Source organism: Erythrobacter sp. S43, assembly GCF_057364955.1.
The window spans coordinates 1,771,518-1,786,393 of record NZ_CP200285.1 but is presented as its reverse complement, the minus strand read 5'-3'; the positions used below and the strand labels follow the sequence as shown (position 1 = coordinate 1,786,393).

Sequence of the window (14,876 nt, the reverse complement as noted above, 5' to 3'; positions counted from 1 at the left end):
GCCGACCCAAAATCATGGTGACCTTCGGGACGCGTCCCGAGGCAATCAAGATGTTCCCTGTCGTGAATGCGCTGCGCGCGCATGGCGGCTTTGATGTGTGCGTGGCCGTCACGGCGCAGCACCGCGAGATGCTTGATCAGGTCATGCAGATGGCCGGAATTGAACCCGATATAGATCTCGACCTGATGCAGCCGGGGCAAAGCCTTGATGCATTATCAGCCCGCATCATCACCCGATTTGGCGAAGCGCTGGATGCTGAAAGGCCGGACCGCGTACTGGTCCATGGCGATACGTTGACAACGATGATGGCGACGCTCGCATGCTATTTCCGCCGCATTCCTGTTGGCCATGTAGAAGCGGGTTTGCGCTCCGGCGATATCTACTCGCCGTGGCCCGAAGAGGTGAACCGCAAGGTCACCGGCGTGGTTTCGGACTTGCACTTTGCACCCACTGAGCAAGCAGCCAATTCGCTGCGAGCCGAGAACGTTGCCGAGGGCAGCATCCATATCACCGGCAACACCGTGATCGATGCGCTTCTGGCGGCGCGTGCCAAGATCGATGCTGATCCCTCGCTCGCTCCGGACATCGCACCGCTCAAACAGCGCTTTGCCGGCAAGCGGATCATCGCCGTCACCGCGCATCGTCGCGAGAATTTTGGCGAAGGGATGCGGCAGATTGCCTCCGCGCTTAAGCAGCTCGCAGCGCGTGATGATACGGCCCTCATCTACCCGATGCATCCCAACCCCAATGTGGCCGAAGTGATGCGCCCTGCGCTCTCGGACAATGATAGCATCGCGCTGATTGAACCGCTCGATTACCTCAATTTCGTCGCCATGATGGAAGTGTCGGACATCGTTCTGACCGATAGCGGCGGCATCCAGGAAGAGGCACCAAGCCTCGGCAAACCGGTTCTGGTGATGCGAGACACAACTGAACGACCAGAAGGTATTGAAGCGGGCACTGCCTTGCTTGTGGGTGCCGATACCTCAGCGATCACCCGCGAAGTCTCAAGACTGCTGGACAACCCAGCCGACTACGACACCATGTCGAGGGCCCACAATCCCTATGGTGATGGCACTGCCAGCGAGCAGATCGCGCAGATCATCGCGAGTGCCCGCGGCTGCTAAGCGTAGTTTGCACGGAGTAAGCGTAGTAAAGGGCCGCGCCCAGCACGAGCAGAGCCGAGCCGATATCGCCAATCCAGTTCAGCTTCAGCGGGCCGTATAGCAGCTTGTCAAAAGCGCTGAACGAGATGTTGCGCAATGCGATAAGCCCAATCATCGCCATGACTCCAATCACCGCGACGAGCAGCGATTTGGCGCGTCGGCCCGAAGCTCTTCGCCATTGCCGCACTAGCCAAACAAGAAGTCCCGCAGCCCCGATCGCAATGCCAATGGTCAAGGGCATCTGGAACGCAGCCCGGCTCTTGTAACTGTCATTGTCTCGCAGCCAATCGCGCAAAGCATCGCGCATGGTCTCTTCGAAATCGACAGTGCGCGAGATCGCAAGCAGCAAAAAGAAAACGGCAATCGCAGCCCAAGCCCAGATCTGGTGTCTCCTAGTCTCGGAACGGTTAGCCTGCAGCGACGCCGCCAGACAAGCGAAGAACACACCGACATACCCCGCCGCCGCAATCAGGCTCAGTGTGGAGGGGCCAGCGTCGCTCATGCGCCGATCTGTAGCATCTCAAGTCTTATCAGGCTCGACAATTTCGCAATGTCCCCTCCTCACCTTTTCACGCGGGCGTTCTACCCGTAAAATTGTGTTGCCGACCTGTTATGGCAGCAAAATCACCTGTATAAGGGTGTGCCCATACAAAATAAGGGAACAATTTCGTGCGTCGCCAAGCCATCAATCCGTTGATGCTTACAGCTGTTTCGGCAGCTCTCCTTGGTGGTTGCACGTCTTCTCCTGAAACGGTGATTGGTCCGGCAGCAAGTCAGCCGGTCACGTCATTGGGTCAGGCGGATTATACGGACCAACGATCCAAGACTTACCTTCTGCGACCGTCTGATCGCATTTCGGTAAATGTGTTTCGCGAGCCTGATTTCTCCTTGGAAAGCGTACGTATCGGCGTTGAAGGGAATATTTCAATTCCGCTCTTGGGCTCCATCCCGGCGGCTGGAATGACAGCAAAATCGCTCGAGGAAGATCTGACCACTCGATTGGCGAGGGTGGGTCTGAGATCGCCTTCGGTCAGCATTAATATTGCCGAATACGCTTCTCACCTTGTCACGGTTGAAGGCGCCGTCACCAGACCGGGTGTCTACACATTTCAGCCCGGTGCGCGATTATCTTCGGCTGTCGCGCTCGCTGAAGGGCCGCAAAGAACCGCGAAATCATCGCAATTGGCGGTGTTCCGCGAAACGGAAAATGGCATCGCAGTCGCCAAGTTCGATTACGCCATGATCAGCCAAGGCACCATGCTGGACCCGGTCCTTGAGCCAGGTGACAGGGTCGTAATGGGCACAGATGGCTTGTCAGTCTTCTGGCAAGACTTCCTTCGTGCCGTTCCCGCTTTTGGCATCTTCGCTACCGCTGGCAGCCAGTTTTAAGGGGGCAATGGAATGAACGACCGCTCGATCATCCAGCCGCCATCATCGGAGCCAAGTGGTCGGGCGCTTTGGCTCGATAGCTATATGCAAGATGGCTCTCCAATGCAGGCTCCGGCCGGACAAAAGTTGATTGATGTCGCAGCCATCCGCGGCATCTTCTATCGCCAACGTTGGCTGATGGTCCTGGTCGTGCTGGCCGCACTGATCGGCGGCATCGTGTGGACGATGATGGCCACACCGATGTACGAAGCGCAAACCACCGTTCGCGTTGATCCGACCGGTAAAAACGTGGTCGAAGGGCAGGACGTCATTCCCGAGATTTATGGGAATCGCATCAACACCTACATGGCGACCCAGGTCGAGATTATCCAAAGCCGCAATCTGGCTAGCGTAGTCGCTGCCGAACGCAATTTGGGTGATCGTTATGATTTCCTTGGCGCGAACGTCGATGATGGCCGCCCACCCAATCGTTCCGACGAGCAATGGGCTCAGGACAAGCTGCAATTGGCCGCGCAGGCGCTGGCGTCGCAAGTCGAAGCGGAACTGCCGCTTGAAAGCCAGATCATAACGATCAAATTTCGTTCTGAAGATCCCGTACTCGCGGCTGAAATGGCCAATGCCTATGCCGATGCGTTTACGACATCGGATACTCGCAACCGGATAGACAGCAATCAATACGCTCAGGAATATCTGCAAGAGCAGATCGCACTGGTCCGCGAGCGGCTGAGGGCCGCAGAGGGCGCGGCAAACACCTACGCACGAAACAGTAGCATTATCGTGCAGCAACCCGGCGCGACTGAAAATGGCCAAGCAGCGACCACAATCACGAACGCACGGCTGACCAGCATAAATGAACGCGCATCGTCTGCGCGGGCTGACCGGATAGCAGCCGAGCAACGTTGGCGTGCCATTCAAAACCTACCGGCGGCACAATTGCCCGAAGTACAGAACAATATCGTGCTGCAAGGCTTGATCACAGACCGTACAGCGAAAATGGCAGAGCTGAGCCGCCTTCAGCAGCGCTATACTGATGCCTTTCCCAAAGTGGTCGATGTGAAATCTGAGATCGCGATACTGGACAGTCAGATCAACAAAGCAAGCGCCGATATTAAGGCGACCGTGCGCAACGATTATCTTGTCGCCCGCGGCCAAGAACGTGCATTGCAGTCGGAACTGGCCGCCGCCAAATCAGCATCGTTGGTTGAGCAAGACAGCCAGGTGCAGTTTAGCGTGCTGGAGCGCGAAGCCGAGGCCTTGCGTGATCAACTCCGTGCGCTGCTGGATCGCTACAATTCGATCAGCACCGCCGCGAATGTCCAGACGGGCAATGTTACGAAGCTGGATCCGGCATTGGTCCCAGGTGCGCCTTATGAGCCAAACCTGATGCGAAATTTGGCCTTAGCCTTGGCGCTGGGCATTGCATTCGCTGGCGGCTTGGCCTTGCTGCGCGAAACACTCGATGACAAGGTCCGTTCGCTTGACGACGTCGAAGAAAAGATCGGACTCACGCTTCTCGGGCATACGCCTTATGTCGATCCGAAAGACCTTGAGGTTGGTGAAGACCGCTTCGGACAGCTAATGGAATCCTATGCGTCGATCCGCTCGGCGATCGATTTTACATTGCCGCGTGAGCAGAATGTCATCCAGCTTACCAGCAGTCAGGCGTCCGAAGGTAAATCGACCACAGCCGTCATTCTGGCCGAACTCTTCGCCAATCTGGGACGCAAGACAATCCTGATCGATGCTGACTTAAGGCGGCCATCGATTGCGGAGCTGGTCAATATTGAAAAGCCTGAAAAAGGCTTTGTCGAAGTGGTACTGGGCCATTCGGCAATGGAAGATGCCGTCGTCAAAGGGACTCACGAGAACCTCGACATTCTACCCGTTGCATCGGTCAGCCCGAACCCTTCCGAATTATTCGCCTCACCGCAGATGCGTGAGTTCATCGAGAAATGCCGTGCGGAATACTCTCTTGTCATCGTCGACACGTGCCCGGTCTTGGGCATCGCCGATGCGCCTTTGCTTGCCAACATGGTTGATGGGACTGTTTTCGTGCTGGAGGCGAACAAGGTGCCGTTTGGTCAAGCGCGGGCCGCAATCCGCCGGATCCGAATGGGCAATGGCAATGTCATTGGCACCGTCTTGACCAAGTACCGCGCACTGGAAGCGGGTCAGTCTTACGACTACCAATACGGCTATTATCAGTACGGCAAATAGAGCGCGCAGTACTGCCCGTGAGCTCGTTCGAGCTCATGAAAAGAACGAGTATAGACTGGGTGCCAAACCTTCCTTTCACCGTCATCATACCCGCTCACAACGAAGAAGCTGTGATCGCACGATGTCTGGACGCTGTTCGCACTGGCGCACCAGACGGTCGTGCGATGCAAATCATTGTTGCGGCCAATGGGTGCCATGATCGAACGGTAGAAATCGCGCGCGCTACCGCACCGGAAGCCGACATAGTTGAGATCGCCAAGGATTCGAAGACTGCAGCCATCAATGCGGCCAGCGAATTGGCCCAATATGCCCCGCGCCTATACCTAGATGCAGATGTTGAATGCGATTTCGCCACCCTCTCCGCGCTCGCAGAGGCTTTGAGTGAGAGCGAGGCCATGATTGCTGCACCGACCGTACGGTTTGACCTTTCGCGAGCCAGCCCCGGCGTGCGTGCTTACTATCGCGTTTGGCTTCGTCAGCCTTTTGCGAAAGAAGGAAGAGGCGGCGCAGGCTGCTATGGATTGTCGAGCGCCGCGCTTGATTTGATCGGACCGTTTCCAGAGATCATTGCCGACGATACATGGATCCACACCCGATTTTCTGACGATCAACGAAGCGTCTTGCGACAGGGTCCTGACGGTAGTTCCTTTTCAACAAAGGTGCATCCGCCCCGAACCCTCGCAGGACTGGTCAAAGTCGAAGCGCGCAAGCAACTCGGCAATCGCGAGCTGCATAGAGAACACCCACCTCAGTTTCCGATCCACTCCAGTTCCAAAGGCGGGGTGATGGTCGCACTCCGAAGCGGTGCGAATTTGCCCGATCTGGCGGTCTTTGGGGGGGTCAAAATTGCAGCCAAGTTGCTGGCGTATTGGCGAACATTTCGAGGCCAGACCCGCAATTGGGCCCACGATGCGAGCTCGCGCGAGCTATGACAACCGCCGCGCCTCTCGTCAGCATTCTGATCGTCGGTTTCAATTCGGTTGATTTCATTGGCGACTGCTTGCGCTCCATTCCAAAGGCAGTCGAAGACGTCCGATATGAAATCATGCTGATCGACAATGGAGACGGTGCAACAGAAGAGCTTGTCTCCAAGGACTTCCCCGAAGTGCGCATCGTGCCAAGTGAAGGCAATGTCGGGTTTGCCAAAGGAAACAACCTGCTCGCCAAGCACGCAGCAGGGAAAAAGTTGTTGCTGCTCAACCCTGACATGATCTTGTGCCAAGGCGCGATCAGCGCACTCGTCAGCGGCAGCGAGCACCACGGAGATGCTGCCGCATGGGGAGCGGTGACTTTACAGCCGTCCGGCGTCCCAGACTCCGGCAATTCAATTGCAATGCCATCTTTGCTCGAATTTTTGAGCCTGATCTTTGGCCGCTCGATTGAGGGCAATTCAGCAATCAAAGGCATTGAGAAAGACGAGCCCGTCGCCGTGCTTTCGGGAAGCTGCGTCTTGATTGACCGGGAAGCTTGGCTGGCGGCTGCTGGTCTCGACGAAAGTTACTTCCTTTATTGCGAGGAAGTCGATCTGTTCTATCGACTTGGCAAAATGGGGCATTCATTCTGGCGGATATCCAAGGCACGCGGTATGCACCATTCGGGTCACGACCAGTCCGCATCACCCACACGTATGCTCTACAAAGCGGCAGGCACCGTCCAGTTTTTGCGGCTGCACTGGTCCACGCCGGCGCGAATGCTAGGCACTTTTTTGCTCTGGATTGCCGCGATTGAGCGGTGTCTTGCAGGAAAGCTGCTGGGGCGCTGGAAACCGGGCATCCGATGGCTAGGCGAGGCATATAGCCTGATTGCACGGCGCCCCGATCTCTGGATGGGCGGATACCATGAGAAACGCGGGCTTCTGGCACGCTTGGCTAAGATCAAGGATGTCCAATAATGGCGAATGGGGGCGGCCAAGAAAAGGCACTCGTCATCAAGGCCAAGGGCGGGCTGGGCAATCGCATGTTGTCGGGCGTAACCGGACTGGTGCTGGCCCGCCTGCTCGGGCGAACACCCTATATCGACTGGCGCGATGGCATGTATCTCGACAAGGGTGAAAATCTCTATCCGCTGTTGTTCAATGCCAGTTGGATGGGCGACGTCAGTGCCTTTGATGACGCCGATGAAGTCGCGCCTGCGATCTGGTCCGGCCGAATGCGCAAGCACCCGACCGATCTGATCCACTCCGAATTCCCGGATGCGCATCAGGACCCGCTGATCTACCGCAAACTATCGGTCGATCTGGCTGCAAATGATCCGCGCGAGCCGGTGGCAGTTTTCTGGTCTTACATAGCCAAATTGAAGCGCCTGCGCCGGAGGATGGTCGCCTCGGCTGAGTTCGGCGGGGAGTCTGAAGAAGCCGTCACTCGTGCGCTCCTGAGCGAGTACTTCGCGCCAGTGCCCGAGGTTATGCAAACCGTTGATGACGCTTTGCCCGATACCGGTAAGCCAACGATTGGCGTCCATATTCGCTTTACCGATCGCAAGGTCCCGCTGACCAAGATTCTCAAGGGGCTGGAGCGTCTCGATGTTCAAACCCAAGGGGCCAGGATCTTTCTCGCGACCGACAGTGCGGAGGCGCGGCAAGTGGTTCGTTCGCGTTACCCCAATGCCGTCGAGATCGAGAAAACCCTGCCCGATGATGGCGCCGCTTTGCACGTTGCCTCTGGCCAATATTCTGACCCGCTCACCGAAGCGCGCAGCGCATTGGCCGATATGATTGCGCTTTCACGATGCGATTATCTGGTCCATTCCAGCCATTCCACATTCTCGGTCACGGCTGCGCTGATCGGCGATATTGCGCAGCGCAACCAGATCGATGTCGACCGCACCAACCTGAAAATCGTCCTGAAGAAGTTCATTCAGGCGCGCATTTAGGCGGACCGGCACCCGAGGGCACACAAGGCGTTCAAAGCGAGGGTCAAGGCGTACAAACGCCTTCTAAACCGGCCTCAACGCCTCACAATTCCCGCGTCCTTGAATTTCCATTTTCCTACACGAAACCATTTGGTTAGCCCGGCATCGATTCTAACCGAACGAGGATTTCGTAATGGACCCATTTGAAGATTTTGCCGACAGTCTGATCACCCCGGCCAAACACGCTTTTGCTGTAACTCCGGACGACAATTCCGATCTGCCGATGGCGACCAAGGCGCTGTATGTCGGCAATGGCGGCGATGTTGTGTTGCGCCCGATCGATTCCGATCAAGACGTCACGCTAAGCAATGTGCCATCTGGCTTCATCCTGCCGATCCGCGCGCGGGCCGTTCGCGTCAGCAGCACCGCCACCGATATTGTCGGCCTCGCCTGATGCTTCAACTCGGCGTTGCGACGCAGGCCCTTGGGTCACATCCATCCCGGCGCGGACTTCCCAGCCTGGACGGCCTGCATCGCAGCGTCGGCCAATCTCCGATTTATGGCGCGGGCACCGATGGCGACTGGTTCGTGGATGGCGCCAACGGCGATGACGGCAATGCGGGCACCAATCCGGAGAATGCCTTCGCCACGATCGCCGCCGCTCTTACCGCCGCACACGCCGCTGGCGGCTCACGGACCATCCGAATTATGGGGGATCGCGAGGTCTACCGCGAGACAAACACGTTCTCTTGGAGCAACAGCGGACTGACCGGCCTGACTATTGCTGGTTACGGTACAGACAGGCCCGTCATTTCCGGAGCGCGCCGCTTGTCCGGGTTCGAGCCATGCTCTGCGGCCGACGCGGATATTGTCGGCGACAATTTCGCCGCGATCTTCAAACGCACCGTCAGCACCGCCGACTATCCGTTGGCTGAGAACTGGCGCACCATCGTCACGGAAGACGGGCGCGCGCTGAACCTTTGCGGCGTTCGTGAAACAGAACGCGCTGCTCCCGACTTCTTCATCGACAATATTGACCAGCTGTTCGATGCAAATGAACACGCTGACCTCTCAATCACTCTGCGGGGCGGGCAGCACTATGACACTTTGACCCACCCGTCCGCGCTTGGCGGGTTCACCGACAGCCAACTGGAGCAAAGTGTTGCCGCGGTTTGGCGTATCGGAAACGGCACTGACTTTTTAAAGGTCGCATCGGTCTCTGGCGGCACGCTGACCTTTGAGGCGAAGGACGTTACGCCGCAAAGTGGAACAGACGGCGCCTATGCTTTGCTCAATGTCCTGCCCGCGATCGAAACGGGCCAATGGGGCTGGCGCGACCATGGCGACGGAACGATCACCTACTATGTATGGCCACGCCACACTGCCTTCACCGAAGCTGAGATTGCCATCGAGACTCACGGTCTACGGATCACCCGGAATGTCTCCGAGAGTTCTGTCACCATTGAGAACCTGGATTTCGCGATGTTCGCCAACAATGGCACTGGCGGCGTTGCACTCGATCTGACGAATGGCGTCGGTCTTACGAGCTGCCCCGCGACTGTCCGCGAATGCTCGTTCCGATACTGCGCCGGCTTAAGCTGCATGCAGGTCAAGTTCTTCGAACAAAGCGCAACGATTGAGCGCTGTTCATTCCGCGACAGCATCTGCTTCGGCCTGATGACGCTGCCTTCCACGGGCAACCCATCGGTGGGCAACCGCATCAGCAACTGCCTTGCACAAGATCTATCGCAAACGGGATTTCGCATGTTCGGGTGCCACGACATGGTGATGCAAGACATCCAGTCCGTGCGCACAAGCGGGGGCGGGCACGCCAATGCGATCAACTTCTATGGCGATTGCGACCGAGTGGCGGTGATCAACTATCGCGGCGGAATAGGGCTGCAGAACCGCCTGTATGAGGGGTACGCCACCAACCAGACGGCCTCGCGGCTCTACATGCTCCACTGCACCTTCTCCCCTGCCAGTGACGGACGCGGCTATGTTGATCAAACCGCTACCGGAGAGGTTCTTCCCGCTCCTGGCTCCGACAGCCATCTTATCAATTGCTGGGTGCCGCATATGCCGGACCGGATCAGTGCCATGAATGCGGGCGGGATCACAGTTGGCCGCGATGTGCATGACTGGAATGTGATGAACTGTGTCACGCCCGCCATCGTGAACACGGGCGGCGCGCTGACGCGGTCAAACAACCTGCTGACCAATTCGAACACCACCGACGGAACAGCCGAGGCGCTGGCGGGTGAGATCGACGCAGTTTTTGCAGACACAGACAATTTCCGTTTCGAAGCGGTGCCCGGATCGCCGCTCAACACTATGGCGGGAGCGAGCGTGGAGACGACCATTCAGACGCTGGAAGGCTGGTTTCCCGACATAGACTTCCGCCGCGACGCCGCAGGCCGCTCATGGGATCCGGCCAATCCTGGCGTTGGGCCTTACGCCAACGAATGGCCGGTGCGTCCGGCCAAGCCGCCACCCCCAATCGTGCTGAACGAAGAGCTGATCACCAATGGTGGCTTTGAGACCGATCTTGCGGGCTGGTCGATCGGCAACGGGTTCTCAGCAGTTTGGAGCAATGGTGCTGCGGAAATCACGCGGGGCACCGGGCTGATCGCGGAAGGCTTCAAACAGATCGTACCCAACCTGGAAATTGGCGGCTCTTATGAGCTGTCATTCACGATCAGCGGGACAGGGACTGCGATCTATGCGCGTGGGGCGTATGCGTGGGGACCGGCTGGCGTTTCAGGCACACAGACCCGGCAATTCGTTGCAACCGCGCAAGTGCTGACCATGTCGTTCTGGGGGTCAAGCGGCACAGTAGCGATACTCGATAGTGTGTCGCTGAAACGGTTGGCCTAACGCTCAGCTGCGCAGGCGACGCAGTTTGCGAATAAGCGCTTCAGGGTCACGCAGCACGCGGCGCGCTTTGGCCAGCGTATCCTTCGTCTTGCCCAGCGAATTGATCGGGAAGGCGCCCAGTTCGGGCCAACCCTTTTCGATCATCGCTTGGGCAAGTCGTGCCCCTTCTTGTCCGCATCTGACAGGCCCAGCATGGCGCGGATCGTTGGCACGCTGCGCATGGGTTGGTGCCGAATGAGTGTGGGATCACAAGGAAACTGAGCCGAAGCCCAGCACGCCTCGCGCAGTTCCATGTAAGCCATTTCGTACACTTGCTGCGGCGTCTGCGCATCGTTGCCATCAAGCCATGCCTGCATGCGATCTATCACGCGTTGATGCGGCTTAAAGCTGAAACGGCGTAGGAGCGATTCCGCGGTTGGCCAATCATCCCCGTCACGGTCATTCCACATATATCCGCGCGCATGCTCCCCGCCGAGGCCACCGACGAAGACATGGCTCTCTCGCAGAGGTGCCATGCTGATAAACAGGCGCGAGTTGGCTCCCGAAATACAGTGTCCCCCACGCGCAATATAGGCCTCGCGTTCCGCGTCATCCGCATACTGGGCAGGGAGTTCGAGATGCTTGAGAGCAAGCTCTTTGGCGATCCGGCGCGCCATTTGGGTGTCCATGTTGAGCGCACTGGGATCGGAAAGAGTCACAAAGGTCACATCATCGCGAAGATGGGCTGCGGCAGCTGCAATCATCCGGCAGTCGCGGCCCGCGGTTAACGACAGTGCGACCTCCCTATCGCTGTGGTGTAGGGCCTCGATTTGTGCCCCGACCAATCCGCTGACTGTATCGCAAGCATCATCCAAAGTGGTCGGCGAGAAGAGATCAGCGCTGCCGCGAAACCGGACGCTCTCCCAATTATCAAGGTCAAGGTAGTGGTTGGGCAACAACCGGTGTGCGCCATGATGCGCGGTCAGGCCCGCAGGCAACCAGCCTTCGGCATCGACCCGCATATGGTCATACAATTCGCGGTCAAAACGTTGCTGCGTTTGCTCGTGCGACCACATGGCCGGCACACTCAGCGCCGCGCATTTCTGCACCGGATCATAGACGCACGGAACCTGTGCCGTGACATCAGGATAGATACGGCGAGCGGAGCCAAACTCCATGACCCACAAGAACTGGCCAGCGATGCGTTCAAAGATCAGGTGTGCCAGCGTGTCTGGCGTAAGACCTTCCGAAGTCTCAATCTGAATAGGGTTATCAATCACTCGACGCGCTTCCAGATCAATCGGGAAACCGATCAACAAGCCCAGCCGCTCGCCTTGCACAGAGATGACCTCATGGCATCCAATATCAGGACCATGCTCGATCATCAGGCCATCTGGCGATGGCGTGATCCGATACTGCCAATCACTCAACGGAGGCACGGTTGCCCCCTCTTGCATGGCCGGGGAACATCCGGTTCGGCGCGAGCAATGTGGCTTTGGGCGCATAGGCAAGCGACACCGCAATGCCCGCCAGCACAAAGAACCAGACCTGCGCCGCGTGCCAGACCGATACTGAGACCAGCGCTAGCGCGAAAACCGCAAGCGCAATCGCAACACCGCGTTCAAGCCGACTGCTCGGCTTGCGCAATCCACCTGACCGGCGCGACAGCACAAAAACCGTAATGACAGTCATAAGCAGAATCAGAGCCGAGACCGGAATGCCAAAACGAATGGCCACCAAAAGCCAATAATTGTCGATCGAAAAGCCCAACCACAAGGGGCGGTCCCATTCGCGATACCCAATTCCGAACCACGGGCTGTCTGCGACGTTCTCAGACCCGTATCGCCAGATCAGGATCCGAGTATAGCTGCTGATTGCGTTGAGTGATGCAAAGCGGACCAGGAAACTAAATGCGCCGCCATTTGTGCCAAATTCGAGCGCGAACAATCCGAGCCCAGAAAAGACGAAAAACAAACGCCACGTCAGGTTGACGAACCGCTCCGCAAGCCAGTTATAGCCGAGAAGCACTCCCCCGGCCGCCAGACCAAGAAACGCCGCTGAACTGACGGTCGCTATGCTGCATAGAGCGGCGACAGATCCGGCCAAGCGCGCCCACCATTTGAACCCAGCGAGCCAATAAAGCGGGAGGAAGCTCGCGAGGAAGATCCCAGCAAGGATCGGGTGCACAAACGGCCCCTGCGCCCGCATAAGGCCAAATCGCGGGCTGGATCCGTAGTTGATCTCTCCGCCGGTCAAGCGGCTCGCCACACCCTGAATGATGTGCCGTGCGGAAACCGCCTCAACCAGCATGACTACTCCAACAAAAAGCAATCCCGGCAAAAGCAGGATCAAGAGCATCCGCAAGTCCCGCAAATCGCGGATGGCTGCACGGGCGAAGAAGTAGGCGAGCCCTACATCCGCGATATGGGCCACGCTTGCGGTCAGCGCCTCTTCCGGCTCTGACGTGATGGACATTGCGAGACATATCCAGCCAACAGTGGTGAGGAGTATCAAATCAGGCCAAGTGAGTCTGATCCGCCCTCGCAGGGCACTGACAAAAACGAAGACAGACGAGAACAGCAGGAAGAAACGGTAGGGCGGAATGACCGAGCCCGCGATGTGCGCGTCAAATTGTGGCGGGACAAGAAGCAAGTACCCCAACAAGGCAGCGCAATAGACCGCCAAATCACTGCCCGCCCGCTGCACAAATACGCGCAGCGGGGGAATCTCGGACGTCGAAGGCTGGGCGGTTGCCATTGGCGGACGATAACCCATCGCGCCACTTTACGGAAAGTCTGCTCCGTTCTTCTGTCGGCAGATTTTCCGCATCAGCTCCAAATTCGCTTTAGGCCTGTACCGACAAACGGCAGCTGGACGAGCTGCTCCCTGAGCGTCTTGGGAGTTTGGAACGCGATCGCCGCCACCGCACCAACGCCAAGGCCAATCGACAAAGCCAACAATCCGAGCGGTGATTTTATGGTTAGACCAGCCACCATAGCAGCGAGGATAAGCAACGCCGGAACCGCCAATTGCAACCACACGCCTGACTGCGCGACCCCCGCCCTGATCATCAGGACCACACAATCGCCAGCACAGCGTATCGCAAAGGCCGCAGCAAACCCGGCCAAACCGTACTGGCTCCCTAGAAGCCACAGGAGGCCTACAAACACGGGAAGTTCAGCAACATGAAGCAGGGCGGTGAATCGCGGATATCCGCGCGCTTGCAAGTAAGAGAACGGTACCAGCGCAATCGCATTCGTCCAGCACCCCACAAGTACTAGCTGCGCAACCAAGACAGATCGCGGATCAAACGCCGCGCCGAGCCACAATTTCAGCAACGGTTCGGCGAGGCACACCAACCCAATAATGACGGGCGCAAAGATCAGCCCGATCATCACCACAAACTGAGCGCATCTTTCGCGCGCCGCATCTCCCGCTTCGGCAGCGAAGCGAGGGAAAAGCGCCGACGTGACCGAATTGGGCAGCAGCATGGTGCGCACCGCGATCTGGTACGGAATGGCATAGGCAGCCACCGCCACGGCATCGTAAAGCGCACCGATCAAAAACCGGTCTGCAAGCAGCATCAGCGGTCCGACCAGAGCAGAGAGCATCACCCAGACACCGAATTTGGCCAGCTTGTTAAACTCTTCGCGCTGGAAAGTGATCGACTGGCCTCGCAATATGGTTCGCCACACCGATGCGCCGATGATGATTCCACCCAATATCCGCGCAGCCAGCGAGGCGGTAATCAACCAGTAGAGATCGACACTGAAGACATAGGCAACCGCCAGCGGGAATATCAGCATCCCCGAATTTGCAATGGTGTTGCCGACCGCGACCAGCCGGAATTGTTCACGCCCCATCAGCGCGCCTGCCAGCACGCCGTTGATCGCCACCACCGGATTGCACAGCGCCAGCAACCATATCGCAGCGATCATTTCCGCGCGCGGTCCGGCGCCAACCTCAAACACATCGCGGAAATACCATTGGGCAAAGATATAGAGGAGGATGGCCGTGACCAGCGCCAGTCCCGTAATACTCAAGAGGGCAGACCACACCGCGCCCGCGCGGCTGTCAGCGCCTTCGTCCTGCATCGCCGCGATACGCTGTGTGATCGCGCGCCCGATCCCGAAATCCGCAGCACCGAAGTACCCAAGGAACAACCACGCAATGGCTAGTGCACCATAGCGCTCCGCCCCGATCTGCGTGACGAAGAAGGGGACCGTGATGATCGAAATTACCAGCGGAATGACCGAAGCGGTCAGCGTGTAAAAGCTGTTGCGCGCCAGTCTCATTTGGCCAACCTCAAGACGCGCCCCTCATTCGTAGCCGGCCTGTTTGGCCACTTCGACCGCATCGGCCAATAAGGTGCCATCCCGCTTAGGAGCGCCGCGCATC

13 protein-coding genes are annotated in these 14,876 nt (G+C 57.9%); 8 read left to right on the top strand and 5 right to left on the bottom strand.

Features of this window, described 5'->3' with window-relative positions; all coding sequences use genetic code 11:
* Nucleotides 1–14: 14 nt before the first annotated feature.
* On the top strand, nt 15–1,127 hold the full coding sequence (gene wecB / locus AC0V6K_RS08680; RefSeq protein WP_472626088.1) for a non-hydrolyzing UDP-N-acetylglucosamine 2-epimerase: 1,113 nt from the start codon (nt 15–17) through the stop codon (nt 1,125–1,127).
* Here wecB and AC0V6K_RS08675 read toward each other — a convergent pair.
* Nucleotides 1,102–1,668, bottom strand: coding sequence for a hypothetical protein (locus tag AC0V6K_RS08675; protein ID WP_472621339.1), 567 nt, complete (start codon nt 1,666–1,668; stop codon nt 1,102–1,104). The two genes, wecB and AC0V6K_RS08675, sit on opposite strands and share 26 nt — an antisense overlap.
* Nucleotides 1,669–1,835: 167 nt before the next feature.
* Here AC0V6K_RS08675 and AC0V6K_RS08670 point away from each other — a divergent pair, with 167 nt between their 5' ends.
* The 7 genes from AC0V6K_RS08670 (at nt 1,836) to AC0V6K_RS08640 (ending at nt 10,499) form a co-directional block, all read left to right on the top strand.
* Nucleotides 1,836–2,555 carry a polysaccharide biosynthesis/export family protein gene (locus AC0V6K_RS08670; RefSeq protein ID WP_472621337.1) on the top strand — a complete coding sequence of 240 codons (720 nt, stop codon included), beginning with the start codon at nt 1,836–1,838 and terminating at the stop codon, nt 2,553–2,555.
* Between the two features lie 12 nt (nt 2,556–2,567).
* Complete coding sequence (locus AC0V6K_RS08665; protein ID WP_472621335.1) at nt 2,568–4,772, top strand: GumC family protein; 2,205 nt, start codon at nt 2,568–2,570, stop codon at nt 4,770–4,772.
* Between the two features lie 59 nt (nt 4,773–4,831).
* Entirely contained in the window at nt 4,832–5,704 is an 873-nt protein-coding gene (locus AC0V6K_RS08660) for a glycosyltransferase family 2 protein (protein ID WP_472621333.1), read from the top strand.
* Nucleotides 5,701–6,663, top strand: a complete 963-nt coding sequence (locus AC0V6K_RS08655) for a glycosyltransferase family 2 protein (RefSeq protein WP_472621331.1) — start codon at nt 5,701–5,703, stop codon at nt 6,661–6,663. Before AC0V6K_RS08660 ends, AC0V6K_RS08655 begins: the two co-directional genes overlap by 4 nt.
* On the top strand, nt 6,663–7,643 hold the full coding sequence (locus AC0V6K_RS08650) for a nodulation protein NodZ (protein WP_472621329.1): 981 nt from the start codon (nt 6,663–6,665) through the stop codon (nt 7,641–7,643). Before AC0V6K_RS08655 ends, AC0V6K_RS08650 begins: the two co-directional genes overlap by 1 nt.
* A 172-nt stretch (nt 7,644–7,815) precedes the next feature.
* On the top strand, nt 7,816–8,076 hold the full coding sequence (locus AC0V6K_RS08645; RefSeq protein WP_472621327.1) for a spike base protein, RCAP_Rcc01079 family: 261 nt from the start codon (nt 7,816–7,818) through the stop codon (nt 8,074–8,076).
* A complete protein-coding gene (locus AC0V6K_RS08640; protein ID WP_472621325.1) occupies nt 8,076–10,499 on the top strand; it encodes a hypothetical protein in 2,424 nt (807 codons plus the stop codon). Before AC0V6K_RS08645 ends, AC0V6K_RS08640 begins: the two co-directional genes overlap by 1 nt.
* A 3-nt stretch (nt 10,500–10,502) precedes the next feature.
* On the opposite strand, the gene AC0V6K_RS08635 is transcribed toward AC0V6K_RS08640, so the two are convergent.
* From AC0V6K_RS08635 to AC0V6K_RS08620, 4 genes are all read right to left on the bottom strand, one after another.
* Entirely contained in the window at nt 10,503–10,643 is a 141-nt protein-coding gene (locus AC0V6K_RS08635; protein ID WP_472621323.1) for a hypothetical protein, read from the bottom strand.
* The gene (locus tag AC0V6K_RS08630; RefSeq protein ID WP_472621321.1) at nt 10,640–11,908 is read right to left on the bottom strand and encodes an adenine nucleotide alpha hydrolase family protein; all 1,269 of its coding nucleotides are present in this window, start codon (nt 11,906–11,908) and stop codon (nt 10,640–10,642) included. The genes AC0V6K_RS08635 and AC0V6K_RS08630 overlap by 4 nt, the downstream gene beginning before the upstream one ends.
* Nucleotides 11,901–13,235 carry an O-antigen ligase family protein gene (locus AC0V6K_RS08625; RefSeq protein ID WP_472621319.1) on the bottom strand — a complete coding sequence of 445 codons (1,335 nt, stop codon included), beginning with the start codon at nt 13,233–13,235 and terminating at the stop codon, nt 11,901–11,903. The genes AC0V6K_RS08630 and AC0V6K_RS08625 overlap by 8 nt, the downstream gene beginning before the upstream one ends.
* Before the next feature lie 71 nt (nt 13,236–13,306).
* Nucleotides 13,307–14,773, bottom strand: coding sequence for a flippase (locus tag AC0V6K_RS08620; protein WP_472621317.1), 1,467 nt, complete (start codon nt 14,771–14,773; stop codon nt 13,307–13,309).
* Between the last annotated feature and the right edge of the window lie 103 nt (nt 14,774–14,876).

What these genes read in the sequence shown, in the direction of transcription:
- AC0V6K_RS08640 (WP_472621325.1), top strand. Translation starts at nt 8,076, where the DNA reads ATGCTTCAACTCGGCGTTGCGACGCAGGCCCTTGGGTCACATCCATCC.
- AC0V6K_RS08650 (WP_472621329.1), top strand. Translation starts at nt 6,663, where the DNA reads ATGGCGAATGGGGGCGGCCAAGAAAAGGCACTCGTCATCAAGGCCAAG.
- AC0V6K_RS08665 (WP_472621335.1), top strand. Translation starts at nt 2,568, where the DNA reads ATGAACGACCGCTCGATCATCCAGCCGCCATCATCGGAGCCAAGTGGT.
- AC0V6K_RS08625 (WP_472621319.1), bottom strand. Translation starts at nt 13,235, where the DNA reads ATGGCAACCGCCCAGCCTTCGACGTCCGAGATTCCCCCGCTGCGCGTA.
- AC0V6K_RS08635 (WP_472621323.1), bottom strand. Translation starts at nt 10,643, where the DNA reads ATGATCGAAAAGGGTTGGCCCGAACTGGGCGCCTTCCCGATCAATTCG.
- AC0V6K_RS08655 (WP_472621331.1), top strand. Translation starts at nt 5,701, where the DNA reads ATGACAACCGCCGCGCCTCTCGTCAGCATTCTGATCGTCGGTTTCAAT.
- AC0V6K_RS08620 (WP_472621317.1), bottom strand. Translation starts at nt 14,773, where the DNA reads ATGAGACTGGCGCGCAACAGCTTTTACACGCTGACCGCTTCGGTCATT.
- wecB (WP_472626088.1), top strand. Translation starts at nt 15, where the DNA reads ATGGTGACCTTCGGGACGCGTCCCGAGGCAATCAAGATGTTCCCTGTC.
- AC0V6K_RS08645 (WP_472621327.1), top strand. Translation starts at nt 7,816, where the DNA reads ATGGACCCATTTGAAGATTTTGCCGACAGTCTGATCACCCCGGCCAAA.
- AC0V6K_RS08675 (WP_472621339.1), bottom strand. Translation starts at nt 1,668, where the DNA reads ATGAGCGACGCTGGCCCCTCCACACTGAGCCTGATTGCGGCGGCGGGG.